We start from the raw sequence: 24,223 nt of genomic DNA on the forward strand, positions 1-24,223 counted from the left end.
AGGGGGATCGGGGGGTGGGCGCCGGTCATCCCTTCACCGCGCCCTGCATGATCCCGCCGACGATCTGCTTGCCGAGGATCGCGAAGACGATGAGCACCGGCAGGGTGCCCAACAGGGTGCCGGCCATGATCACCGCGCGCTGCGGGACGTAGCCGGAGCCGAGCCCCGCCAGCGCGACCTGGACGGTCGGGTTGGCGGTGGTCAGCGCGATGAGCGGCCAGAAGAACTCGTTCCAGGCGGTCAGGAACGTGAGCATCGCCAGCACGGCCATCGCCGGGCGGGCCACCGGCAGCACGATCGAGCGGAAGATCCGGAAGGTCGACGCGCCGTCGACCCGGCCGGCCTCCAGCAGCTCGTTGGGCAGCGCGGAGATCAGGAACTGGCGCATGAAGAAGACGCCGAAGGCGCTGACCAGGGTGGGCAGGATGACCGCCTGCAGCTGGTTCACCCACTGCAGCTCGGCGATCATCATGAACAGCGGGATCACCGCGAGCTGGGTGGGCACCATCATCGTGCCGATCACCAGCGCCAGCAGCATTCCGCGGCCGCGGAACTGCAGCTTGGCGAAGGCGAACCCGGCCAGCGTGCAGAACAGCACGGTGCCCACGGTGATCGCGCTGGAGACGAGCACCGAGTTCAGGATGGCCAGCCCGATCGGGGCCTGGTCCAGCGCCAGCCGCATGTTGTCGAAGAAGCTGGCGTTGGGCAGGAACGGCGGCGGGGTCGCCGCGATCTCGGCGTTGGTGTGCGAACCGGCCACCACCGTCCAGTACAGCGGGAAGATCGACACCAGCGACACCAGGGTCAGCAGGGTGTAGGCGACCGGACCCGCCTTGGTGTTCTTGCCGCCGGCGCCCTTGCCCCGCCGGGTCGGCCGCGCGGTGGGGGGCGGGGGTGCCTGGGTGTTCTCCGTGCTCGGGAGGGCGATCGTCGCCATGCCCGCCTCCTACCGCTCGGCCCGGGCGCGGAGGCGGCCGATGACGGCGTTGACCCCCACGATCACCAGGATGATCAGGAACATCGCCCAGGCCGTGGTGGCCGCCTGCCCGATGTGGAAGTTGGTCCAGCCCTGCTGGTACATCAGCAGGCCCAGCGTCTGGTACTGACCTGCCGAGCCACCGCTGGTCGTGCCGTTGCCGGCGAACAGCAGCGGCTCACCGAACAGCTGCACGGCGCCGATGGTCGAGATGACGACGGTGAAGAGGATGGTGGGGCGCAGCGACGGGATCGTCACGTGCAGGAACTGCTTCCACTTGCTGGCGCCGTCGATCTCCGCGGCCTCGTAGAGCTCGCCGGGGATCGACTGCATCGCGGCCAGGTAGATCAGTGCGTTGTAGCCGGTCCAGCGCCAGGTCACGATCACGGCGATGGCGATCTGGCTGGTCCAGGTGCCGGCCTCCCAGTCGATCCGGGACAGGCCGACGGCCTCCAGTGCGGTGTTGATCAGGCCGTAGTCGCGGCCGAAGAGCTGGGCGAAGACCAGGGTCGCGGCGGCGATGCTGGTCGCGTAGGGCATCAGCATCACGGTGCGGAAGAAGGTCCGGCCGCGGAGCTTGTAGTTGAGCAGGTGCGCCAGGCCCAGGGCCATGCACAGCTGGGGGACCGTGGCGAGGATCCCGATGGTGAGCGTGTTGCGGGCGGCGTTCCAGAAGAACTCGCTCTGCAGCAGGTTGCGGTAGTTCTCCAGGCCGACGAACTCACCGCCGCTGATGTTGCTCAGGCTGGTCCGGTGCAGCGAGATCCAGGCGGTGTAGAGGAACGGGTACAGGCTGAAGGCCGCGAAGACCAGGAAGAACGGGGCGACGTAGGCGTAGCCCCAGCGGTTCTGGGTGAGGCGCCGCCGCCTGCGCGGGGCGGCCGGGGCGGCAGCGGGATCGGGTGGGGGTGCGGCGATGGCCGCCTCGCGGACGGTGCCACTCGCGATGGTCATACGAGGTCCTGACGGTCGGGTGCGCGGGTCGGGCGGGCGAGGGGTCCTTCGATCAGGGACCCGGCCGGGGCAGCCGGTCCCGCCGCCGGTGCGGTCGGCGGGAGCGGTGCAGGTGCCCGGGAGCGGGAGACGCTCCCGGGCACCGCGTCCGGTTCGGCGTGCCGAGCGGGGTGCTCAGCCGCCGATTGCCTGCTGGGCAGCCTCGAGAGCGTCCTGGAACGCGTCGTCGGGGCTGGTCCCGCGGGTGGCGATGTCCGTCAGGCCGGTGGTGAAGGCCTCCTGGATCTGGGTGTCGTACGGGCCGATCGGCGTCCGGCGGATGTTGGCCGCCGACTCACCGAAGATCGCGCCGGTCGGTGCGCCGCTGAAGTACTCGTTCACCGCGTCCTGGACGCCCGGGTCCTCGGCCGCCTGCGGGCTGGAGGGGAAGTGCGCCGCCTCGGTGAACATCTTCACCTGCTGCTCCGGCGCGGTCAGCCACTCGACCAGGTCCTTCGCGGCCTCGACGTTCGGGCCGTCGGCCGGGACGGCCAGGAACGAGCCGCCCCAGTTGCTGCCCGACTCGGCCGCGCCGGGCAGCGGGGCGATGTCCCACAGACCGGCGCCGGCGTCACCCATCTGGGAGTTGATGTAGCCGAGCATCCAGGCCGGGCAGGCGATGGTGGCGAAGGCGCCGTTGGCGAACGCGGCGTTCCACTCGTCACCGAACTGGCTGAGGTTGGCGGTCAGCCCCTCCTCGGCGGCCTGGCTGGCGTAGCCCCAGGCGGTCTCGACCCCGTCGCTCTCCGCCGGGATGGGGTTGCCCTCCTCGTCGTTGTAGGCGACGTCGCCCTGGTAGACCGAGGAGGAGAAGATGCTCGCCGGGCTGTCGACGAAGGCGGCGTTGGTCGTGGACTTGTACTGGCGCGCGGTGTCGAGGTAGTCGTCCCAGCTGGTCCACAGCTGCCCGACCTCCTCGCGCTCGGTGGGCAGGCCGGCCTGCTGGAACAGGTCCTTGCGGTAGCACATGGCCTGCGGGCCGGTGTCGGTGCCGAGGGCGATCGTGGCGCCGTCCTGGGTGGAGGCCTGGCCCCACTTCCAGTCGTAGAAGTTGCCCTCCAGCTCGTCGGCGTTCTCCTCCTGGCTCCAGTCGACGAACGAGTCGGCGTGGTTGCGCACGACGTCGGCGATGAAGCCGATCTCCAGGGCCTGGACGTCGTCGAGGCCGGAGTTGGCGGCCAGCCGGGTCTGCAGCGACTTGTAGTAGGCCGCGGACTGGGCGACGTTGTTCTGCTTGATGGTGACGTTCGGGTGCAGCGCCATGTACTCCTCGTAGAGACCGGCGTTGTCGAAGTCCATCGTGCCGAACGTGCCGACCGTCAGGGTGACGGGGGCGTCCGGGTCGTAGTCCTCGGCGCTGGCGCTCGAACCGCCGGAACCGCCGCAACCGGCGGTCAGCAGGGCTGCGGCCAGCGCCGCCCCGAACACCGCCTTGCCTCGCGTGGAACGGGACATCTGACCTCCTGGGGAGACCCCGGGGCGATGCTCCGATGCATGGCCGCTGCGGGGTGTGAGAACGCTCTCACGGCTGTGCGGCACAGAGTGGTGTGGGTCACCTTCCAGTGTCAAGTAACGGTTGGGACACGGTCTGAGGCTGTGCGGGAGCGCTCTCACGAGGCACCATGGACACCTCACCCCGAGCACTGGAGCCCGATGACCGACACCAGCACGCGTCCGGCGTCCCCGACGCTGGACGAGGTCGCCGTGCTCGCCGGCGTGTCGCGGGCCACCGTCTCCCGGGTCATCAACGACTCGCCGCGGGTGAGCCCGGAGGCCCGCGAGGCGGTGCGGTCGGCGGTCGCGCAGCTGCGCTACGTCCCCAACCGGATGGCGCGCAGCCTGGTCACCCGGCGCACCGACACCATCGCGCTGGTGCTCAACGAGCCCAACACCCAGGTGTTCAGCGACCCGTTCTTCGCCAGCATCGTGCGCGGGGTGTCGGCGACCCTGGCCGACACCGACCTCAACCTGGTGCTGCTCACCGCTCGCGACGAGCGCGAGCAGCAGAAGATCGGCCGCTACGCCCGCCAGGGCCACGTCGACGGCGTGATCCTGATGTCGGTGCACAGCGACGACCCGCTGCCGGGCATCCTCGAGGAGGCCGGCATCCCGCTGGTGCTCTGCGGCCGGCCCTTCGACGGCCGGGAGCTGGCCTACGTCGACGCCGACAACCAGGGCGGCGCCGAGCTGGCCACCCGGCACCTGATCAGCACCGGCCGGCGGCGCATCGGCACGGTCACCGGCCCGCTGGACATGATCGCCGGCGTCGACCGGCTGCACGGGTGGCGGTCGGCGCTGCAGGCCGCCGGCGTGGAGGCCGCGCCCCGGCTGGTGGCGGAGGGCGACTTCACCGAGGCCGGTGGCGCCCGGGCGATGGCCGAGCTGCTCGAGGACGCCCCCGACCTCGACGCGGTGTTCGTCGCCTCCGACCCGATGGCCGTCGGTGCGCTGCGGGCGCTGCGGGCGGCGGGCCGCCGGGTGCCCGAGGACGTCGCCGTCGTCGGCTTCGACGACGCCGCCGTCGCCGCGACCTGCGACCCGCCGCTGACCACGGTCGCCCAGCCGCTGGGCGACATGACCCCGCTGCTCACCGAACTGCTGCTGCGCCAGATCGAGGGCGAGGGCGAGCGCGCGGAGTCCCGGGTGCTGCCGACCCAGCTGGTCCGCCGGGCTTCCGCCTGAAGAAGGACCCCGCTGCTCCCCGCGCCTCGCGAGCTCGGCGCGGGCCCCTGCAGCGGGGCCGTTCCATCCGGTCGCCTGGCTCGCGGCGGGCCCCTGCGAGGGGGCCGTTCCAGCACGTCACCGGGGGCGTTCCCGCGCGTCACCGGTCGTCCGAAACGCGCGGGACACACGGCGTGTCTAGGTTCGTCGCATGGCGGACCTCTTCGACGGCTACCCCCTCGGGCAGCAGTGGGACGAGATGTTCGCGGCGCCGGCCCAGCCGAGGCCGCCGTACACCGGGCTCTTCAGCTCGCTGCAGCCGATGTCGGGCGAGGAGCTCGCCGCCCGCGCCGACGTCCTCTCCCAGACCTACCGCGACGCCGGGGTGACCTTCGCGCACGCCGGTGAGGAGCAGCCCTTCCCGCTGGACATCGTGCCGCGGGTGATCGGGGCGGCGGAGTGGTCGGTGATCGAGCGCGGGGTGACCCAGCGGGTGCACGCGCTCGAGGCGTTCCTGGCCGACGTCTACGGCGCCGGCCAGGTGTTCGCCGACGGGGTCGTGCCGCGCAGCGTCGTCACCACCAGCGCCCACTTCCACCGCGCCGCGCACGGCCTGGTGCCGCCCAACGGCGTCCGGGTGCACGTCAGCGGCATCGACCTGGTGCGCGACGAGGCCGGTGACTTCCGGGTGCTGGAGGACAACCTCCGCTCGCCGTCGGGGGTCAGCTACGTGATCACCAACCGGGCGGCGATGAGCCAGGTGCTGCCCGAGCTGTTCGCCGACCACCGGATCCTGCCGGTCGCGGACTACCCGGGCCGGCTGCTGGCCGCGCTCAAGGCCTCCGCCCCGCCGTCGGTCGCCGACCCCACCGTCGTGCTGCTGACCCCCGGCGTCTACAACTCCGCCTACTTCGAGCACGCCCTGCTGGCCCGGCAGATGGGCGTCGAGCTGGTCGAGGGCCGCGACCTGGTGTGCTCCGGCGGTCAGGTGAGCATGCGGACGACGGACGGGCAGCAGCGCGTCGACGTCATCTACCGGCGGATCGACGACGAGTTCCTCGACCCGGTGCACTTCCGCTCGGACTCGGTGATCGGCTGCGCCGGGGTGCTCAACGCCGCCCGGGCGGGGCGGGTCACCATCGCCAACGCGGTGGGCAACGGCGTCGCCGACGACAAGCTGCTCTACACCTGGGTGCCCGACCTGATCCGGTACTACCTGGCCGAGGAGCCGGTGCTGGCCAACGCCGAGACGCACCGGCTCGACGATCCCGACGTGGTCGAGTGGGTGCTGGCCAACGTCGACCAGCTGGTGCTCAAGCCGGTCGACGGCTCCGGTGGCAAGGGCATCGTCATCGGGCCCCGGGCCGACGAACGGACGCTGGCCGAGCTCGCGGTCAAGGTGCGCAGCAGCCCGCGGGACTGGATCGCGCAGAAGCCGATCGGGCTCTCGACGTCGCCCACGCTGATCGACGGCCGGATCGCCCCCCGCCACGTCGACCTGCGGCCCTTCGCGGTCAACGACGGCTCCGACGTCTGGGTACTGCCCGGCGGGCTGACCCGGGTGGCGCTGCCGGAGGGCGAGCTGGTGGTGAACTCCAGCCAGGGCGGCGGCTCCAAGGACACCTGGGTGATCACCCCGCCCCGGCCGGCGGCCGAGGCGGCGCCCGAGCACGACGTCACCCGGATCGAGTTCACCACCGCCGACCTGCCCGCCGACCCGCCCGCGCAGGACCCCGGCCCGCCCAACGACAACGCCCTGGCCCAGTCCCAGCAGCAGCAGCAAGGGACCAGCACCGAGGTGGCCACTTCGGCGAACTCGGGGCGCTCGGAGGGGAGGCCGGGGCGCCGAAGTGACCACCTCGGCGCGGTGGGGAGCGCGGGATGCTGAGCCGGATCGCGGAGTCGCTGTTCTGGATCGGCCGGTACGTGGAGCGCGCCGACGACACCGCCCGGATCCTCGACGTGCACACCCAGCGGCTGGTCGAGGACCCGTGGATCGACGAGCGCCGGGCCTGCGCCAACCTGCTCGCGCTGATGGGCGCGCCCTGCGCGGAGTCCGAGGCCGACACCGAGCGGGTGCTGGCGACGCTCGCCTTCGACCGGGCCAGCCCGAGCTCGATCGTCGGCGCGCTCTCGGCGGCCCGGGAGAACGCCCGCGGTGCCCGCGAGGTGCTGTCGGCGGAGATCTGGGAGTCGCTCAACGTCACGCACAACGCGCTGCCCCAGCAGCGCACGATGGCCCGCCGCTACGGGCCGCACTCGCTGTTCCGGTTCGTCCGCGAGCGCTCGGCGATGGTCTTCGGGCTGGCCGACGCCACGATGAGCCGCGACGAGAGCTGGCTGTTCCTGATCCTCGGCCGGTCGCTGGAACGCGTGGACATGACCGCCCGGATGCTCTCCACCCGCGTGCTGGCCGGTGACTCGGCGCCGTCCTGGACGCTGGTGCTGCGCTCCACCGGCGCCTACGAGCCCTACCTGCGCACCTACCGCGGCGCGGTGAACTCCAGCCGGGCCGCGGAGTTCCTGCTGCTGGACCGGTTGTTCCCCCGCTCGGTGTTCGCCGCGCTCGAGCAGGCCGAGGGCTGCCTCGCCGAGCTGGAGCGGGCCAACGTGCGGGAGGGGCACCGGATCGGCGTCGCCGGCGAGGCGCACCGGATCGTCGGCCGGGCGCGGACCATGCTGGAGTTCATGCAGACCGACGAGATCCTGGCGACCCTGCCGGCCCGCCTCGACGAGCTGCAGCGGATGAGCTCGACCGCCAGCGAGGCCGTCACCACGCGGTTCTTCACCGAACAGGCGCCCCAGGTGTGGGTGCCCGAAGGGGCGGTCTGAGTCCATGACCCAGTTCCAGACCCAGCACTCCCCGGTGCAGGCCGTGCCCACCCGGGTCGGTGCCGACCGGTGGCGGCTGCAGATCGTGCACCGCAGTGCCTTCCGCTACGCCGGCCCGGTCCGCTCCTCGTACAACGAGGCGCGAATGACCCCGGAGAACAGCACCCGGCAGACCACGCTCCGCTCCCGGGTGGAGATCGAGCCGGCCGCCACGGTGCTCGCCTACCGCGACTACTGGGGTGCGACCGTCACCGCCTTCGACCTGCACGGCCCGCACACCGAGCTGGTGGTCACCGCGACGTCGGTGGTCGAGGCCGGGCCGGAGCCGCACCTGCCCGACCCGGTCGGCTGGGCGGAGCTGGCGACGCCGGACGTGCTGGACCGCTTCGGCGAGATGCTGCGGCCGACGACGCTGACCGCGATGGACGCCCCGGTGGTCCGCGCGGTGCGCGCCGCGGTCGGTGACGCCGGGCCGCGCGAGGCCGGGCACGTGGTCTGCCGGTTCGTCCGGGAGCACATCGAGTACCTCTCCGGCGCGACCAACGTGAAGACCAACGCGATGCAGGCGTGGACCCACGGCAAGGGCGTCTGCCAGGACATCTCGCACGTGTCGATCGGCCTGCTGCGCGCGCTGGGGCTGCCGGCCCGCTACGTCTCCGGGTACCTGCACCCCACGCGCGACGCCGGCATCGGCCAGGCGGTCACCGGGGAGAGCCACGCCTGGGTCGAGTGGTGGGACGGCGGGTGGTCCGGCTACGACCCGACCAACTCGGTGGCGGTCGGGCCGCGGCACGTCACCCTGGGCCGGGGGCGCGACTACTCCGACGTGCCGCCGCTCAAGGGCATCTTCTCCGGCCCGGGCAGCGAGGGGCACAGCGTGACGGTGGAGGTCACCCGGCTGGCCTGAGCCGGACGGCGATGAGTTCCGCGGCCTGCGGTGGTCTGTCCTGGCACCGACGAGTCCGAGGAGAGTCCCGTGTCGCAACTGCTCAGGGTCCACAACGTCATGCTGTCCAGCGACGGGTTCGGCGCCGGGGAGGGGCAGAGCCTCGAGCGGCCGTTCGGCCACGCCGACCCGGCGGTGCTGGGTGCCTGGGCCTTCGCCACCGCGAGCTGGCCGAACCGCACCGAGCCCGGCGGCACCCGCGGCCTGGACGACCACTTCATGCGTGAGTTCACCCGCAACATCGGCGCCGAGATCATGGGCCGGAACAAGTTCGGGCCGCAGCGCGGACCGTGGACCGACCACGAGTGGCAGGGCTGGTGGGGCGACGAGCCGCCGTTCCACACGCCGGTGTTCGTGCTGACGCACCACCCGCGTCCCTCGTTCACCCTGTCGGACACCACGTTCCACTTCGTCGGCGGCGATCCGGCCACGGTCCTGGCGCAGGCAAAGGCGGCGGCCGGCGGCCGGGACGTCCGGCTCGGCGGCGGGGCGACCTCCATCCGGCAGTTCCTGGACGCCGACCTGGTCGACACCCTGCACGTCGCCGTCGCCCCGGTGGAGATCGGCGCGGGCTCCCGGTTGTGGACCTCACCCGACGAGCTGGGCGACCGGTTCCACCACGAGGTCGTGCCCAGCCCGAGCGGGGTGACCCACCACCTGTTCTGGCGGCGCTGACACCCGCTGCCGCGGGCAGCCGACGGCCGCCGGCGGTGGACCTGGGATGCTGGTCGGCGATGAGCGCACCCCTGAACCTGGTCAACCTCGAGCGGGTGTCGAAGGCCCACGGGACGACGGTGATCCTGGACGACGTCTCCCTCGGCGTCGCCGCCGGTGAACGGATCGGCGTGGTCGGGCGCAACGGGGGCGGCAAGTCCACCCTGCTCGGCGTCCTCACCGGCACCCAGGAGCCGGACTCGGGCCGGGTCACCCGCCGCGGCGACCTGGCGATGGGCGTGCTCGACCAGACCGGCACCCTGCCGCCGGGGACGACGGTGCGCGACGTCGTGCTGCCGCCCTCCCGGTTCGCCGCCGAGCACGAGTGGGCCGGTGACGCCGCCGTCCGCTCGGTGCTCACCGGGCTGGAGCTGGACCGGATGGGGCTGGACTCCCCGGTCGCCCCGATGTCCGGCGGTGAACGGCGCCGCGTCGCGCTGGCCGCCCAGCTGATCCGCCCGCTGGACCTGCTGGTGCTCGACGAGCCGACCAACCACCTCGACGTCGAGGGCGTCGCGTGGCTGGCCGAGTACGTGAAGGCCCGCACCGGCGGCCTCATCGTCGTCACCCACGACCGCTGGTTCCTCGACGAGGTCTCCACCACCACGTGGGAGGTCGCCGACGGCGCGGTGCACGCCTACGAGGGTGGCTACTCGGCCTACACGCTGGCCCGGGCCGAGCGGTCCCGGATCGCCAACGTGACCGAGGAGCGCCGGCTCAACCTGGTGCGCAAGGAGCTGGCCTGGCTGCGCCGTGGCCCGCCGGCCCGCACCAGCAAGCCGAAGTTCCGGATCGAGGCCGCCCAGGCGCTGATCGCCGACGAGCCGCCCGCGCGCGACACCATGGCGCTGGCCGGCTTCGCCGCGCGTCGGCTCGGCAAGACGGTCTACGACGTCGAGGACGTCACCTACACGGTGCGCGGCCGCGGCCCGGTGGACGACGACGCCGACCCGGCCGGTCCCGCGGACCCGGCGGCGCCCGCCGAGCGCACGCTGTTCCGCGACCTGACCTGGCACGTCGGCCCGGGCGACCGGATCGGCGTCGTCGGGGTGAACGGCGCGGGCAAGACCTCGCTGCTCAAGCTGCTGGTCGGCGAGGTGCAGCCGGACGCCGGCAAGGTCGTCGTCGGCCAGACGGTGGCTCAGGCGTACCTGTCCCAGCACGTCACCGAGCTCGACCCGCGGCAGCGGGTGCTCGAGGCGGTGCAGGACGTCGCCCGGATCGCGAAGATCGGCAACCAGGAGATCTCCGCCTCCACGCTCGCCGAGCGCTTCGGGTTCGCGGCGAACCGGCAGTGGACGCCGGTGGGCGACCTCTCCGGTGGCGAGCGGCGCCGGCTGCAGCTGCTCCGGCTGCTGATGGCCGAGCCGAACGTGCTGCTGCTCGACGAGCCGACCAACGACCTGGACATCGACACCCTGACCGCGCTGGAGGACCTGCTCGACAGCTTCCCCGGCACGGTGCTGGTGGTCAGCCACGACCGGTACTTCGTCGACCGGGTCTGCGACTCGGTGGTCGCGCTGATGGGCGACGGCTCGCTGGCCGCACTGCCCGGCGGGGTGGAGGAGTACCTGCGGCGGCGCGCTGCCGGGGAGGCCGCGCTGCCGGGGTCGGGTGCGGCGGCGCCGATCGGCAGCACCCCGGCGCCCGCGCACAGCGCCGCGGACGCCCGGACCGCCCGCAAGGAGGCGTCCCGCCTGGAGCGCCGGATGCTCAAGCTGGACGGCGACGAGAAGAAGCTGCACGAGCAGCTGGCCGCGGCCGCCACCGACTACGCGAAGGCCGCCGAGCTGGACGCGCAGCTGCGGGCGGTGCAGGCGGAGAAGGAGCAGGTCGAGACCGACTGGCTGGCCGCGGCGGAGATCGCCGAGGGCTGAGGAAGGACCCCGGTGCCCCCCACGGCTCGCAGGCTCGCCGCGGGGCCCTGCACCGGGGCCGACGAACGGGCATCGGGGTGGGGAACGCGGCCCGCGCCGGTGAAGATCGCCTCGAGTCGCCGGGAGCGGCGGTCGCCGGGAAGATGGGGCGCAACGATTCGATCGCGCCGAACAGCGGTGCGTGCACCCGCACGCCCGGCCGACGACGACCGGAAGGGACCCGTTGGGCCTGCTGCTGATCCTCCACCTCGCTGCCGCGGTGGTCGCGCCGCTGCTCGTGCGGTGGTGGGGGCGGCAGGCCTTCCTCGCCCTCGCCCTGGTCCCGGGCGTGGCCTTCGGCTGGGTGCTGACCCGGCTGGGGACCGTGATCGACGGGGACGAGATCCGCGAGACCGTCTCCTGGATCCCCGCGCTGGACCTGCAGATCGCGCTGCGGCTGGACGCCCTGTCGCTCACCTTCGCCGCCCTGGTCACCGGGGTCGGCGCGCTGGTGCTGGTGTACTGCGCGCGCTACTTCGAGCCCGACGAGGAGGGCGTGGGCCGGTTCGCCGGCGTGATGACCGCCTTCGCGGGCTCGATGCTGGGCCTGGTGCTGGCCGACGACGTGCTGGTGCTCTACGTCTTCTGGGAGCTCACCACCGTCTTCTCGTTCCTGCTGATCGGCGGCTCGGGGGGGAAGCTGGCCGGACGGCGGGCGGCCAGCCAGGCGCTGCTGCTCACCACCGCCGGGGGCCTGGCCATGCTGGTCGGGCTGCTGATGATCTCCTTCGCCAGCGGCAGCCGGCTGCTGTCGGAGATCGTCGCCGACCCGGGCAGCGGTCCGGTGCTGGTGGTCGGCACGGTGCTGGTCCTGGCCGGCGCGGTGACCAAGTCGGCGATGGTGCCCTTCCACTTCTGGCTGCCCGCCGCGATGGAGGCGCCGACCCCGGTCAGCGCCTACCTGCACGCGGCGGCGATGGTCAAGGCCGGCATCTACCTGGTCGCCCGGCTGGCCCCCGGCTTCGCCGACGTCCCCGGCTGGCGGCCGATCGTGCTGGGCCTGGGTGTGGCCACCATGCTGATCGGCGGCTGGCGCTCGCTGCGGCAGAACGACCTCAAGCTGCTGCTGGCCTTCAGCACGGTCAGCCAGCTCGGCTTCCTGATCACCATGGTCGGCGCCGGCAGCGAGGAGCTGGCCGCGGCCGGTCTGGCCATGACCATCGCGCACGCGCTGAGCAAGTCGACGCTGTTCCTCACCGTCGGGGTGGTCGACCACGCGACCGGGGTCCGCGACCTGCGGCTGCTGTCCGGCCTGGGCCGCCGGATGCCGGTGCTCGCGGGCATCGGCACGCTGGCCGCCGCCAGCCTGGTCGGCCTGCCACCGTTCCTGGGGTTCGTCGGCAAGGAGGCCGCGTTCACCGCACTGTGGGAGGGCGGGCTGCCCGACCGGGTCACCGCCGTCGTCGTCCTGGTCGGTCTGGTGCTCGGCTCGGTGTTCACCGCCGCCTACTGCGCCCGGTTCCTGTGGGGTGCGTTCGCCCGCAAGCCGGAGCTGCCGGACACCGCGCCGGCGGAGCTGGAGCACCACCCCGGGCCGCTGTTCCTGGCCGCGCCGGCCGTGCTGGCGCTGGCCGGGCTCGCCGCCGGTCCGGCCAGCCCGCTGCTGGACCACCTGGTGGTCCGCTACGCCGAGACCCTGCCGCTGATCGCCCCCGAGTCCGAGCACCTGGCGCTGTGGCACGGCCTGCAGCCCGCCCTCGCGCTCTCCGCGGTCACCCTGCTCGGTGGCGCCGCGATCTTCTTCCTGCGCGCGCAGTTCACCCGGCTGCAGCACCGGCTGGCCGTGGGCGCCTCCGCCGACGAGGGCTACTGGAACACCCTCCAGGCGCTCGACCGGCTCGCGGTCCTGGTCACCGGGACGACGCAGCGCGGGTCGCTGCCCGCCTACCTGGGCACCATCCTCGTCGTCGTCCTGGTGCTGCCCGGGTCGGTGCTGCTCTTCCAGGCGCCCTGGCCGCAGGAGTGGCGTGCCTGGGACTCCCCGCTGCAGGCGCTGGTGGGTGCGGTGGTGGTGATCGCCGCGGCCGTGGCCGTGCCGATCCGGCAGCGGCTGTCGGCGGTGCTCGTCGTCGGCGTGACCGGCTACGGGCTGGCGGTGCTGTTCGTGCTGCACGGCGCCCCGGACCTCGCGCTGACCCAGTTCCTGGTCGAGACGCTCAGCCTGGTGGTCTTCGTGCTGGTGCTCCGCCGGCTCCCCAAGGACATCAGCGAGCGGCACCGCCCCGCCGAGCGGACGATCCGGGGGGTGCTGGCGGTCTCCGTCGGCGTGCTGATGGCCGGGGTCGGCGCCGCGGCGCTGAGCGCCCGCACGGCCACGCCGGCCTCCACCGACATCCCGGAGCTCGCCCTGGAGGAGGGGCACGGGGAGAACGTCGTCAACGTCATCCTCGTCGACATCCGTGCCTGGGACACCCTCGGCGAGCTCTCCGTGCTCGTCGTGGCGGCCACCGGCGTGGCGAGCCTGGTCTTCCTCCGCAGCCGGACCGGCGCGGTCGACCGGCCGGGGGAGGAGCAGACGACCGGGGACGACCCGGTCACCGCCCGGCGGGCGCCGAAGAGCCGGTGGCTCGCGGCGACGTCGACCCTGGCACCCCAGCGGCGTTCGGTGGTGCTCGAGGTGGCCACCCGCTTCCTGTTCCACCCCATCGTCGTGTTCTCGCTCTTCCTGCTGTTCTCCGGGCACAACCAGCCCGGTGGCGGCTTCGCCGGCGGGCTGGTGGCCGGGCTGGCCCTGGTGCTCCGGTACCTGGCCGGTGGGCGCTACGAGCTCGGTGAGGCGGCCCCCGTCGCCCCGGGGCTGCTGCTCGGGAGCGGCCTGCTGCTCGCCGGGGGCACCGGGCTGGCCGGCCTGCTGCTGGGCGGTGCGGTGCTCGAGTCCGCCTACCTGGAGACCGACGTCGCGGTGCTCGGCCACGTGAGCCTGCCCACCGCCCTGTTCTTCGACATCGGCGTCTACCTCATCGTCGTCGGACTGGTCCTCGACGTGCTCCGCAGCCTGGGTGCCGAGCAGGACCGGCAGGAGGACGAGCAGGACCCGATCGAGACCGCTCCCGAGGAGGTGATCGCCCGATGACCCCCACCATCGTGCTCCCGGTCGTCATCGGAGGCCTCTATGCGGCGGGCGTCTACCTGCTGCTCGACCGCAGCCTGACCCGGGTGATCCTCGGCTTCATCCTGCTGGGCAACGCGACGAACCTGCTGCTGCTGTCCGCCAGCGGCCGGACCGGGCTCTCCCCGATCTTCGGTTACGCCGAGGCCGAGGAGATGAGCGACCCGCTGCCCCAGGCCCTGGTGCTCACCGCGATCGTGATCACGTTCGGCGTCACCGCCTTCCTGCTGGCGATGGTGCACCGGTCGTGGCGGCTGGTCCGGCAGGAGGTCATCGAGATCGACGAGGAGGACCGGCGGGTGGCTGCCCGGCAGGGCATGGACGCCGACGACATGGACCCCGACGACATCGAGCCCGACCAGCTCGCCCCGCAGGACCGGCCGGCCGGGAAGGGCAACACCCTGCAGTCCGAGGTCGACGTGGAGCAGCAACTGGCGCAGCGGTACGGCGAGTTCGCCGCCGACGACATCGGGCTCCCCCCGACCCGGCGGGGCGAGCAGTGATCGGCACCCTCGCACCGCTGCCGGTGCTGCTGCCGCTGCTGGGGGCGGCTGCCGCCCTGCTGGTCGGCCGGCACCCACGCATCCAGCGCACGGTCAGCATCGTGGTGCTGGCCGCGGTGGTGGGTGTCTCGGTCGCCCTGCTGCTCATCGCCGACGCCCAGGGCGCGGCCGCGGTCGCCGTCGGTGACTGGCCGGTCCCGGTGGCGATCATGCTCGTGGTCGACCGCCTCTCGGCGCTGATGCTGGTGGTGGCCAGCACGGTCGGGCTGGGGGTGCTCGTGTTCGCCGTGGGCCAGGGCACGGCCGACGGCGACGAGGAGACCCCGCTGTCGATCTTCCACCCGACGTTCCTCGTGCTGATCGCCGGCGTGAGCTACGCCTTCCTCGCCGGGGACCTGTTCAACCTCTACGTGGGCTTCGAGGTCCTGCTGACCTCCAGCTACGTGCTCCTCACCCTGGGCGGCTCGGCACCGAGAATCCGGGCCGGCATCACCTACGTCGTGGTGAGCCTGCTCAGCTCGCTGCTCTTCCTCGCCTCGATCGCGCTGGTCTACGCCGCGACCGGAACGGTGAACCTCGCCCAGCTGGCCGGCCGGCTGGCCGAGCTCCCGGACGGCACCCAGCTCATGCTGCAGGCGCTGCTGCTGATCGCCTTCGGCATCAAGGCGGCGGTCTTCCCGCTATCGGCCTGGCTGCCCGACAGCTACCCGACCGCGCCGGCCCCGGTCACCGCCGTCTTCGCCGGGCTGCTCACCAAGGTCGGTGTCTACGCCATCATCCGCACGCAGACCCTGCTGTTCCCCGGCGGCGCGCTCGACGACGTGCTCATGTGGGCCGCCCTGGCCACCATGGTGGTCGGCATCCTGGGCGCGGTGGCGCAGACCGACGTCCGGCGCATCCTGTCCTTCACGCTGGTCAGCCACATCGGCTACATGGTCTTCGGGATCGCGCTGGCGACCACGGCCGGCCTGGCCGGCGCGATCTTCTACGTCGTCCACCACATCGCCATCCAGACGACGCTCTTCCTGGTCGCCGGACTCATCGAGCGGCGGGGCGGCACGACGTCGACGGCCCGCCTCGGTGGGCTCGCCACCGCATCCCCCGTGCTGGCGGTGCTCTTCTTCGTGCCGGCGATGAACCTGGCCGGCATCCCCCCGTTCTCCGGCTTCATCGGCAAGGTGGGACTGCTCGACGCCGGCGTCGCCGTGGGCGGCTGGCAGGTGTACGTGCTGGTGGGCGGTGCGGTGGTGACCAGCCTCCTCACCCTGGTGGCGATGTCCCGGGTGTGGACCCGGGCGTTCTGGCGGCCGCCGACGCAGGCCGCGTCGGCGGACACCGCAGCCGCCGCGGCCCGCGACGCGGGGCCGGACGACGGTCCGGACGACGGCCCCGACGACCCCGCCGCGGGCGGCGACGGGCCGGCCGAGGACGTGCTGCCCGAGGCCCTGGTCCGCGGGGCGACCTCCACCACCGAGGTCCGCCGGACGGGCCGTCGCGGTGCCTGGCAGCGGCACGTCGCCGTGGCGACGGGAGCACCCGGCGGGGGTGCGGGCCAGCCGAGGGGTGGGGCCGAGGACGCCCGGGCGTCGACGCGACCGCTCCCCGCGGTGATGCTGGCGGCCACCACGGCGATGGTCGCGCTCACCGTCGGCCTCACGGTGATCGCCGGTCCGCTGTACGGGATGACGCAGCGGGCCGCCGGTGACCTGCGGGAGCGGACGCCCTACATCGAGGCAGTCAACGGTGAGGAGGTGTACCGGTGACGCTCGAGGCCCCCGGCCAGCGGGTGCGGCACCGGGCCCCGCTGCTGGTCTGGCTGGTGCTGATCTGGATCCTGCTGTGGGGCACCTGGTCCTGGGCGAACCTCATCTCCGGGTTGGTGGTCGCCCTGGCGGTGACCGTGCTCCTCCCGCTGCCCGCGGTCGTCGGCGGCGCGCGGCTGCACCCGGTGGCGGCGCTGTACTTCCTCGGCCACTTCCTGGTGAACCTCACGGTGTCCAGCGCCCAGGTCGCGTGGCAGACGCTGCGGCCCAGCGGCATCCGGCAGAGCGCGGTCATCCTGGTGCAGCTGCGCACCGATTCCGACCTGCTGCTCAGCGTCATCGCACAGACCCTCACGCTGGTCCCCGGGTCCATGGTGCTGGACCTGGACCGGCGGCGGATGGCCCTGGGCGTCCACGTGCTGGACGTCGGCAGCGAGGCCGACGTCGAACGCCAGCGCGCGGACGTGCTGGCGACGGAGCGGCGGGTGGTGCGTGCCTTCGGATCGGCGGAGGACATCGCGCGGCTGGACCGGGAACCCACCCCGGGCGGCTCCACCCCCGCCACCGCGGAGCCCGGCCGATGAGCGTGGTCGTGGCCGTGATCTACGGGATGCTGGGGCTGGGCGCGGTGCTGGCGATGGTGCGGCTGGCGCTGGGTCCCTCCCTGCTGGACCGGGTGGTGGCCACCGACACCATCCTGGTGATCGTGACGGCCGGCCTCGCGGTGCACGCGGCACTGGACCGCGACCCGACGGTCGTCCCGGTGCTGGTGGTCGTCGCCCTGCTCGTCTTCGTGGGCGCCGTCTCCGTGGCGCGCTACGTCGGCGGCATGCTGCTGCGCACCGGGGCGGACGACGAGGACCTCGGGGTGTCCCCGGCGGCCGCGCAGCTCGACGAGCCCGAGGGCGGAGGGAGATCGTGAACGACTTCGACTCGGTGGCCGACTGGATCGCCGCGGCGTGCCTGCTGACGGGGGCGTTCCTCTGCCTCACCGCGGGGGTCGGGCTGCTCAGGTTCCCCGACGTCCTGTCCCGGATGCACGCGGGCACCAAGCCGCAGGTGATGGGCGTGCTGCTGATCATGGTCGGTGGTGCGATCCGGCTCTCCGGCTGGTCGGCGACCTGGATGCTCCTGCTGGTCGCGGCGTTCCAGCTGATCACCGCGCCGGTCAACGCGCACATGGTCAGCCGCATGGCCTACCGGCGCCGGCACGTCGACCGCGACCTGCTGCTCGTCGACGAGCTCGGGGTCGCAGTGCGCGGGGCCGAACTGCGCGCGGGTGAGGAGGGGATGAGCGGGGACCAGCCCGCCGACGCCCCCACCGATCCTCCGACCGGGACCCACACGGCCGACGACACCCAGCCCAGCGACGCCCAAGCCGAGGACACCCGCCCGACCGCGATCGGCTGAGCCGCCCGGTTGCCGCCAGCATCCAGCGGAGGGCAACCGGACGGCGCACCATGGGTGCATGACCGGTCGGATCCGGCAGGCGGGCGGCGCGGTGGCCGGCGCGCTGACCGCGGGCGCACTCGTGGCCACCCTGCTGGTGGGCGATGCACTCCGCACCCCGGGCTCGGCGGCGGAGGTGGCCGTCACCGTGGCCCCCGAGGTGCCGGCCCGCCAGCCGGAGCGGGACGCCGCCCGGGGACCCTTCGGTCCGTTCCCCACGCCCCGGGTGGTCGAGAAGGCCGCCGTGCTGACCGCGCTCCACGTCATCGCCGCCCCCGCCGCTGCCTCGCTGAACGCGGTGGTGCTGGACGAGGGCGGGCAGCGGCTGCTGGCCACCTCGGCCGCCGACCGGCCGGTGCCCAGCGCCTCACTGGCCAAGCTGCTGGTGGTGCAGCAGCTGCTCGACCGGTCGGCGGCCGGGGTGCTGACGCTCGGCCCGGCCGACCGGGAGCGGATGGAGCGGGCGATCACCGTCTCCGACGACCGGGCGATGAGCCGGCTCTGGGTGGACCACGACGGAGCCCGCCTGGTGGCGGACGCGGCGGCGGAGTTCGGGCTGACCGCCACCGCCCCACCGGAGGTGCCGGGCCAGTGGGGCGAGGCACCGACCAGCGCCGCGGACGGCGCGCGCTTCCTCGCCGCACTCACCGTGCCACCGGTCGCGCCGGGCGCGGACACCCTGCTGGAGTGGATGCGGGGAGCCACGGCCCGGGCGGCGGACGGGTTCGACCAGCGGTTCGGCTTCTTCGCGGCCGGGCCGGGCACCGGCGCGGCGGTCAAGCAGGGGTGGATGTGCTGCGTGGACGGTCGGCGGCACCTGCACTCGGTGGGGGTGCTGGCCGACGGGCGGATCGCCGTCCTGCTGTCCGAGGCGCCGACGTCGTCGACCTGGGCGCAGCTGCGCCGCGCCGTCGACGACGCCGCGGCGGCGCTGGTGGCCGGCACGGCCTGAGGGCCGTGCCGGCCGGCGGTCAGCGCTGGGCGCGGTTGACCGCGGAGACGATCGCCCGCAGCGAGGCGGTGACGATGTTGGCGTCGATGCCCACACCCCACAGCACCCGCTCGCCCACGGCGCACTCGACGTAGGAGGCGGCGCGGGCGTCGCCCCCGGCGGAGAGGGCGTGCTCGGCGTAGTCGAGCACCCGGACGTCGACGTCCACGGTGCGCAGCGCGGCCACGAACGCGGCGATCGGGCCGTTGCCCCGGCCCTCCAGGGTGACCGGCACCCCGTTGTCGACCAGGTCGACCCGGATCACGTCCGGGCCGCTCCCCGACGCGGTGTGCTCGTGCCCGGAGAGGGCGAACCGGCCCCAGGGCGCGTCGGCGTCGGGCAGGTACTCGCTGCTGAACGCCGTCCACATCTGGGCGGCGGTGACCTCGCCGCCCTCGTCGTCGGTGTGCCGCTGGACCACGGCGCTGAACTCGATCTGCAGCCGCCGCGGCAGGTCCAGCTGGTTCTCGGTCTTCATGATGTAGGCGACGCCGCCCTTGCCCGACTGGCTGTTCACCCGGATGACCGCCTCGTAGCTGCGGCCGACGTCCTTGGGGTCGATCGGCAGGTACGGGACCGCCCACGGGATCTCGTCGACGGTCTTCCCGGCGGCCGCGGCGTCGGCGGCCAGCGCCGTGAAGCCCTTGTTGATCGCGTCCTGGTGGGAGCCGGAGAAGGCGGTGTAGACCAGGTCGCCGCCGTAGGGGTGCCGCTCGTGCACGCCCAGCTGGTTGCAGTACTCGACGGTGCGGCGGATCTCGTCGATGTCGGAGAAGTCGATCTGCGGGTCGATGCCCTGGCTGAACAGGTTCAGCCCCAGGGTCACCAGGTCGACGTTGCCGGTGCGCTCCCCGTTGCCGAACAGGCAGCCCTCGATGCGGTCGGCGCCGGCCCGGTAGCCCAGCTCGGCGGCGGCGACGGCGGTGCCCCGGTCGTTGTGCGGGTGGAGGGACAGCACGACGGCGTCCCGGCGGCCCAGGTTGCGGTGCATCCACTCGATCTGGTCGGCGTAGACGGTCGGTTCGGCCATCTCCACCGTCGCCGGCAGGTTGAGGATGGCCGGCTGGTCGGCGGTCGGCTCCCACACGTCGGTGACCGCGTTGCAGACCTCGACCGCGAACTCCAGCTCGGTGCCGGTGAAGGACTCGGGGGAGTACTCGAACCGGATCTCGGTGTCACCGGCCTGCTCGGCCAGCTTGCGCACGAGCCGCGCGCCGTGGACGGCGATGTCGGTGATCCCGGCCCGGTCGGAGTTGAAGACGACCCGCCGCTGCAGGGTGGAGGTGGAGTTGTACAGGTGGACGATCGCCTGGCGTGCGCCGCGCAGGGAGTCGAACGTCCGCTCGATCAGCTCGTCGCGCGCCTGCGTGAGCACCTGGATGGTGACGTCGTCGGGTACGGCGTCGTCCTCGATCAGCTGGCGGATGAAGTCGAAGTCGGTCTGGCTGGCCGCCGGGAAGCCGACCTCGATCTCCTTGTAGCCCATCCGGACCAGCAGCTCGAACATCCGCCGCTTGCGCTCGGGGCTCATCGGGTCGATCAGGGCCTGGTTGCCGTCGCGCAGGTCGACCGCGCACCAGCGCGGCGCCTCGGTGGTGACCGTCTCGGGCCAGGTGCGGTCCGGCAGCGGCACCGGGGTGAACGGCGCGTACTTGCCGATCGGCATCCCGGAGGGGCGCTGGGGGTTGCGGGCGTGCGGGTGGGACTCGCTCATCGGAGGTCTCCTCGTGCGCGGGCTGGCGTGCGCGGATGGCGCAACAGCTCCGGGGGGCGGTCAGCAGGCGCCGGGTACGCGCGAACACCGCGGCGAGGGGGCCGACCTAGGAGAGGGCCTCGCCGCGGCGGGTAAGGAGGAGGCTGCCGCGCACGGGACCACCGTAGCAGCGGCGTCCGTCCCGGGCAGTCGCGCCGGGCGCTCGGTCCCGCCCCGTGGACGCCGGTCAGGCGAGATCGCACCGGCACGGGCAGTCCCCGACGTGGTCGCCGGCGGCCGGGTCGTCGGCGACCAGCAGGTCGTCGCAGCCCGGCGGGCAGGTGCAGAGCGGCTCGGGGAGGGGGCGCGGGCGCCACCCCTCCGCCAGCCGGCGCTCCCGCTCCGTCGCGGCCGCGCGGGCCGCTGCCCGGCGCCGTTCCGCGGCCCGCTCGGCGAGTGAGTCCCCGGCGTACGGCACCGGGTGGTCGGGGGCGGTGCCCCGTGTCGCGCGCCCCCGGTCGCGCACCGAGCGGTCGAGGTCGAAGGTGAACTCCGGCCGGCGCCGGGTGTACCGGACCTCGTCGGCCCACCAGCGCTCGTCGCCGTGCCGGAGGTCGAGGTGTGCGGGGAACCGGCGCCCGGCCCGGTCGGTGGCCGCGTCGCCGGTCATCGGCGGGAGTTCGGATCCGTCCGCGTGCAGCAGCGCGACCCGGGCTCCCGCGAGTGCGGCGATGCGGACCAGTTCACCCACGCCCAGGTCCGACCGGCCGGTCTCGACGCGGGCGATGCGCGCCTGGGTCAACCCGGTCGCCTCGGCGAGTTCCCGTTGCGACAGGTCCGCCTCGCGGCGCAGCCGGCGCAGCAGCCCCGCAGCCGGCTGGTCGTCGTCCACCCCGCGCGTGGTGCCGCAGCGACCGGGCGGGTGGGGGTCACCGAGGTGATCTGTGGACAGTCGTGCGCTGAGTCGCCGGGGATGTCAGAGCTCGATGGGCTCGGCAGGTCGGTCCGGCGGTGGTCGTGCCGTGAGTCGCTCCAGACGTCAGTGCACGAGCTTCCGGGAACGGACGACCCGGAGGCTTCCGGGAACGGACGACCCGGGGGCTTCCGGGAACGGACGACCGGGGGGCTGCGGGGAGGACGATCTGGCGGTTGGGTGCTCGGGGGCGCCGTCGTCCGCAACATGTCGTGCCCACGATCGGCGGGCGGCGAGACCGTGCGGCGGGTGACGGCGCGCGCCGGAATGCTTGCGGCGGGCTACCACGGCAGGGCGTCCGGTGCCCGTGCGGGCGCGGGGACGGTGCGGCGCGCCGGTAGCCTTGCGCCGTGGCCCTGGTCGTGCAGAAGTACGGAGGCTCCTCCGTCGCGAACGCCGAGCGCGTCAAGCGCGTCGCGGAGCGGATCGTCGAGGCGAAGAAGAACGGCGACGACGTCGTCGTGGTGGTGTCCGCCATGGGCGACACGACCGACGAACTGCTGGACCAGGCCAGCCAGATCACCGAGAACCCACCGGGCCGTGAGCTGGACATGCTGCTCACCGCCGGCGAGCGGATCTCGATGGCGCTGCTGGCGATCGCGATCTCCACGCACGGCTACGAGGCGCGGTCGTTCACCGGGTCGCAGGCGGGGGTCATCACCACCTCCAGCCACGGCAAGGCCCGGATCATCGACGTCACCCCCGGGCGTCTGCGCGACGCCCTCGACGACGGCTCGATCGTCATCGTCGCCGGCTTCCAGGGCGTCAGCCAGGACACCAAGGACGTCACGACCCTGGGCCGCGGTGGTTCCGACACCACCGCCGTCGCGGTCGCGGCGGCGCTGGACGCCGACGTCTGCGAGATCTACACCGACGTCGACGGCGTCTTCACCGCCGACCCGCGGATCGTCCCCAACGCCCGGCGGCTGGAGACCATCACCTACGAGGAGATGCTCGAGCTGGCCGCCTCCGGGGCCAAGGTGCTCATGCTCCGCTGCGTCGAGTACGCCCGCCGGTACGGCATCCCGGTGCACGTCCGCAGCTCCTACTCACAGCTCCCCGGCACGATCGTGGCCGGCTCGATGGAGGACCTCACCGTGGAACAGGCGATCATCACCGGCGTCGCGCACGACCGGAGCGAGGGCAAGATCACCGTCTCCGGGGTGCCGGACCGCCCGGGTGAGGCAGCGCAGATCTTCCGCGTGCTGGCCGACGCCGAGGTCAACATCGACATGATCGTGCAGAACGTCTCCGCCCAGGCCAGCAAGCTGACCGACATCTCCTTCACCCTGCCGGTGAGCGACGGCCCCACCGCGCTGGCCGCGCTGGAGCGGGTCAAGCACACCGTCGGCTACACCGACGTCAGCTTCGACCAGCACATCGGCAAGGTCTCCCTGGTCGGCGCCGGCATGCGCTCGCACCCGGGCGTCTCGGCGAAGTTCTTCGGCGCGCTCGCCGACGCCGGGGTCAACCTCGAGCTGATCAGCACCTCGGAGATCCGCATCTCCGTGGTCTGCCGCGACACCGACGTCGACCTCGCCGTCCGCGCGGTGCACGACGCGTTCGACCTCGGCTCGGACCAGGCCGAGGCAGTGGTCTACGGAGGTACCGGACGATGAGCCGCCCGCTGCACCTGGGGATCGTCGGCGCGACCGGTCAGGTCGGCGTGGCGATGCGCTCGATCCTGGCGGAGCGGAACTTCCCGCTGGCGTCGATCCGCTTCTTCGCCTCCGCTCGATCGGCCGGCAGCACGCTGCCCTGGGGCGACGGCGAGATCGTCGTCGAGGACGCCGCCACCGCCGACCCGACCGGGCTGGACGTCGCGCTGTTCTCCGCCGGCGCCACGACCTCGCGGGCCCAGGCCCCGCGGTTCGCCGCGGCCGGCGTCACGGTGATCGACAACAGCTCCGCGTTCCGCCGCGACCCGGCGATCCCGCTGGTCTGCAGCGAGGTCAACCCCGGGGACATCGCGCTGGCCGCCGAGGGCCGGATCATCGCCAACCCGAACTGCACCACGATGGCCGCGATGCCGGTGCTCAAGCCGCTGCACGACGAGGCCGGTCTGACCCGGATCGTGGCCAGCACCTACCAGGCCGTCTCCGGCTCCGGCGTCGCCGGCGTCCGCGAGCTGCACGGGCAGGCACTCGCCGTCGCCGACAAGGCCGACGCGCTCGCCTACGACGGATCGGCCGCGGCGTTCCCGGCACCGGCCGTCTACGTCGCGCCGATCGCGTTCAACGTGCTGCCGATGGCCGGCTCGGTCGTCGACGACGGCTCCTTCGAGACCGACGAGGAGCAGAAGCTCCGCAACGAGAGCCGCAAGATCCTCGGCATCCCCGAGCTGCGGGTCTCCGGCACCTGCGTGCGGGTGCCGGTGTTCACCGGGCACTCGCTGTCACTGAACATCGAGTTCGAGCGCGAGCTCACCGTGGCCCGGGCGACCGAACTGCTGTCGACCGCGCCGGGCGTGCAGCTGGTCGACGTCCCCACGCCGCTGCAGGCCGCCGGCAACGACCCCAGCTACGTGGGCCGGATCCGGCAGGACGGCGACCGCGGCCTGGCGCTGTTCGTCAGCAACGACAACCTGCGCAAGGGCGCGGCGCTCAACACCGTCCAGATCGCGGAGTTGATCGCTGGTTCACGGTGACCCTCCGGGTCACACCGCGGCCAGGGGGCGTGCCCCGGCTGCGTTGAGCCGTTTCGC

At 73.1% G+C, this 24,223-nt stretch carries 20 protein-coding genes; 15 read left to right on the forward strand and 5 right to left on the reverse strand.

The features are described from left to right. Positions 1-25 precede the first annotated feature (25 nt). The 3 genes from ACI79U_RS10695 to ACI79U_RS10705 form a co-directional block, all read right to left on the reverse strand. On the reverse strand, positions 26-937 hold the full coding sequence (locus ACI79U_RS10695; RefSeq protein WP_457068264.1) for a carbohydrate ABC transporter permease: 912 nt from the start codon (positions 935-937) through the stop codon (positions 26-28). Positions 938-946: 9 nt separating this feature from the next. Next, complete coding sequence (locus tag ACI79U_RS10700; RefSeq protein WP_457068262.1) at positions 947-1,930, reverse strand: carbohydrate ABC transporter permease; 984 nt, start codon at positions 1,928-1,930, stop codon at positions 947-949. A 174-nt stretch (positions 1,931-2,104) separates the two neighbouring features. Next, on the reverse strand, positions 2,105-3,424 hold the full coding sequence (locus ACI79U_RS10705) for an ABC transporter substrate-binding protein (RefSeq protein ID WP_457068259.1): 1,320 nt from the start codon (positions 3,422-3,424) through the stop codon (positions 2,105-2,107). A 198-nt stretch (positions 3,425-3,622) separates the two neighbouring features. On the opposite strand from ACI79U_RS10705, the gene ACI79U_RS10710 reads away from it, so the two are divergent. The 13 genes from ACI79U_RS10710 (at position 3,623) to ACI79U_RS10770 (ending at position 18,814) form a co-directional block, all read left to right on the forward strand. Next, complete coding sequence (locus ACI79U_RS10710) at positions 3,623-4,651, forward strand: LacI family DNA-binding transcriptional regulator (protein ID WP_457068257.1); 1,029 nt, start codon at positions 3,623-3,625, stop codon at positions 4,649-4,651. A 190-nt stretch (positions 4,652-4,841) separates the two neighbouring features. Continuing rightward, on the forward strand, positions 4,842-6,518 hold the full coding sequence (locus tag ACI79U_RS10715; protein WP_457072645.1) for a circularly permuted type 2 ATP-grasp protein: 1,677 nt from the start codon (positions 4,842-4,844) through the stop codon (positions 6,516-6,518). Beyond that, positions 6,512-7,462 (forward strand): alpha-E domain-containing protein, encoded by a 951-nt coding sequence (locus ACI79U_RS10720; protein WP_457068253.1) that lies wholly within the window; start codon positions 6,512-6,514, stop codon positions 7,460-7,462. The genes ACI79U_RS10715 and ACI79U_RS10720 overlap by 7 nt, the downstream gene beginning before the upstream one ends. A gap of 4 nt (positions 7,463-7,466) precedes the next feature. Then, positions 7,467-8,369 carry a transglutaminase family protein gene (locus ACI79U_RS10725; RefSeq protein WP_457068250.1) on the forward strand — a complete coding sequence of 301 codons (903 nt, stop codon included), beginning with the start codon at positions 7,467-7,469 and terminating at the stop codon, positions 8,367-8,369. 69 nt (positions 8,370-8,438) lie between these two features. After that, positions 8,439-9,083: a dihydrofolate reductase family protein gene (locus ACI79U_RS10730; protein ID WP_457068248.1), complete on the forward strand. Its 645-nt coding sequence runs from the start codon at positions 8,439-8,441 to the stop codon at positions 9,081-9,083. A gap of 59 nt (positions 9,084-9,142) precedes the next feature. Beyond that, positions 9,143-10,999 (forward strand): ABC-F family ATP-binding cassette domain-containing protein, encoded by a 1,857-nt coding sequence (locus ACI79U_RS10735; protein ID WP_457068246.1) that lies wholly within the window; start codon positions 9,143-9,145, stop codon positions 10,997-10,999. A 223-nt stretch (positions 11,000-11,222) separates the two neighbouring features. Further along, positions 11,223-14,111, forward strand: coding sequence for a Na+/H+ antiporter subunit A (locus tag ACI79U_RS10740; protein ID WP_457068244.1), 2,889 nt, complete (start codon positions 11,223-11,225; stop codon positions 14,109-14,111). Beyond that, positions 14,108-14,650 (forward strand): Na(+)/H(+) antiporter subunit C, encoded by a 543-nt coding sequence (locus ACI79U_RS10745; protein WP_457068241.1) that lies wholly within the window; start codon positions 14,108-14,110, stop codon positions 14,648-14,650. The genes ACI79U_RS10740 and ACI79U_RS10745 overlap by 4 nt, the downstream gene beginning before the upstream one ends. Beyond that, positions 14,647-16,413, forward strand: a complete 1,767-nt coding sequence (locus tag ACI79U_RS10750) for a Na+/H+ antiporter subunit D (RefSeq protein WP_457068239.1) — start codon at positions 14,647-14,649, stop codon at positions 16,411-16,413. The genes ACI79U_RS10745 and ACI79U_RS10750 overlap by 4 nt, the downstream gene beginning before the upstream one ends. Continuing rightward, on the forward strand, positions 16,410-16,997 hold the full coding sequence (locus ACI79U_RS10755; protein WP_457068237.1) for a Na+/H+ antiporter subunit E: 588 nt from the start codon (positions 16,410-16,412) through the stop codon (positions 16,995-16,997). Before ACI79U_RS10750 ends, ACI79U_RS10755 begins: the two co-directional genes overlap by 4 nt. Next, entirely contained in the window at positions 16,994-17,335 is a 342-nt protein-coding gene (locus tag ACI79U_RS10760; RefSeq protein WP_457068234.1) for a monovalent cation/H+ antiporter complex subunit F, read from the forward strand. The genes ACI79U_RS10755 and ACI79U_RS10760 overlap by 4 nt, the downstream gene beginning before the upstream one ends. Beyond that, the gene (gene mnhG, locus ACI79U_RS10765) at positions 17,332-17,823 is read left to right on the forward strand and encodes a monovalent cation/H(+) antiporter subunit G (RefSeq protein ID WP_457068232.1); all 492 of its coding nucleotides are present in this window, start codon (positions 17,332-17,334) and stop codon (positions 17,821-17,823) included. The genes ACI79U_RS10760 and mnhG overlap by 4 nt, the downstream gene beginning before the upstream one ends. A gap of 58 nt (positions 17,824-17,881) precedes the next feature. Continuing rightward, entirely contained in the window at positions 17,882-18,814 is a 933-nt protein-coding gene (locus ACI79U_RS10770; protein WP_457068229.1) for an LppW family protein, read from the forward strand. A gap of 19 nt (positions 18,815-18,833) precedes the next feature. Here ACI79U_RS10770 and leuA read toward each other — a convergent pair whose 3' ends face one another. Together leuA and ACI79U_RS10780 are read right to left on the reverse strand one after the other, a co-directional pair. Continuing rightward, positions 18,834-20,567 carry a 2-isopropylmalate synthase gene (gene leuA, locus ACI79U_RS10775; protein ID WP_457068227.1) on the reverse strand — a complete coding sequence of 578 codons (1,734 nt, stop codon included), beginning with the start codon at positions 20,565-20,567 and terminating at the stop codon, positions 18,834-18,836. Positions 20,568-20,793: 226 nt separating this feature from the next. Continuing rightward, positions 20,794-21,438 (reverse strand): helix-turn-helix domain-containing protein, encoded by a 645-nt coding sequence (locus ACI79U_RS10780; protein WP_457068225.1) that lies wholly within the window; start codon positions 21,436-21,438, stop codon positions 20,794-20,796. Between the two features lie 431 nt (positions 21,439-21,869). On the opposite strand from ACI79U_RS10780, the gene ACI79U_RS10785 reads away from it, so the two are divergent. After that, complete coding sequence (locus ACI79U_RS10785) at positions 21,870-23,138, forward strand: aspartate kinase (protein ID WP_457068222.1); 1,269 nt, start codon at positions 21,870-21,872, stop codon at positions 23,136-23,138. Then, a complete protein-coding gene (locus ACI79U_RS10790; protein WP_457068219.1) occupies positions 23,135-24,166 on the forward strand; it encodes an aspartate-semialdehyde dehydrogenase in 1,032 nt (343 codons plus the stop codon). The genes ACI79U_RS10785 and ACI79U_RS10790 overlap by 4 nt, the downstream gene beginning before the upstream one ends. Positions 24,167-24,223: the final 57 nt, after the last annotated feature.

This window comes from Modestobacter sp. SYSU DS0904, assembly GCF_054051115.1.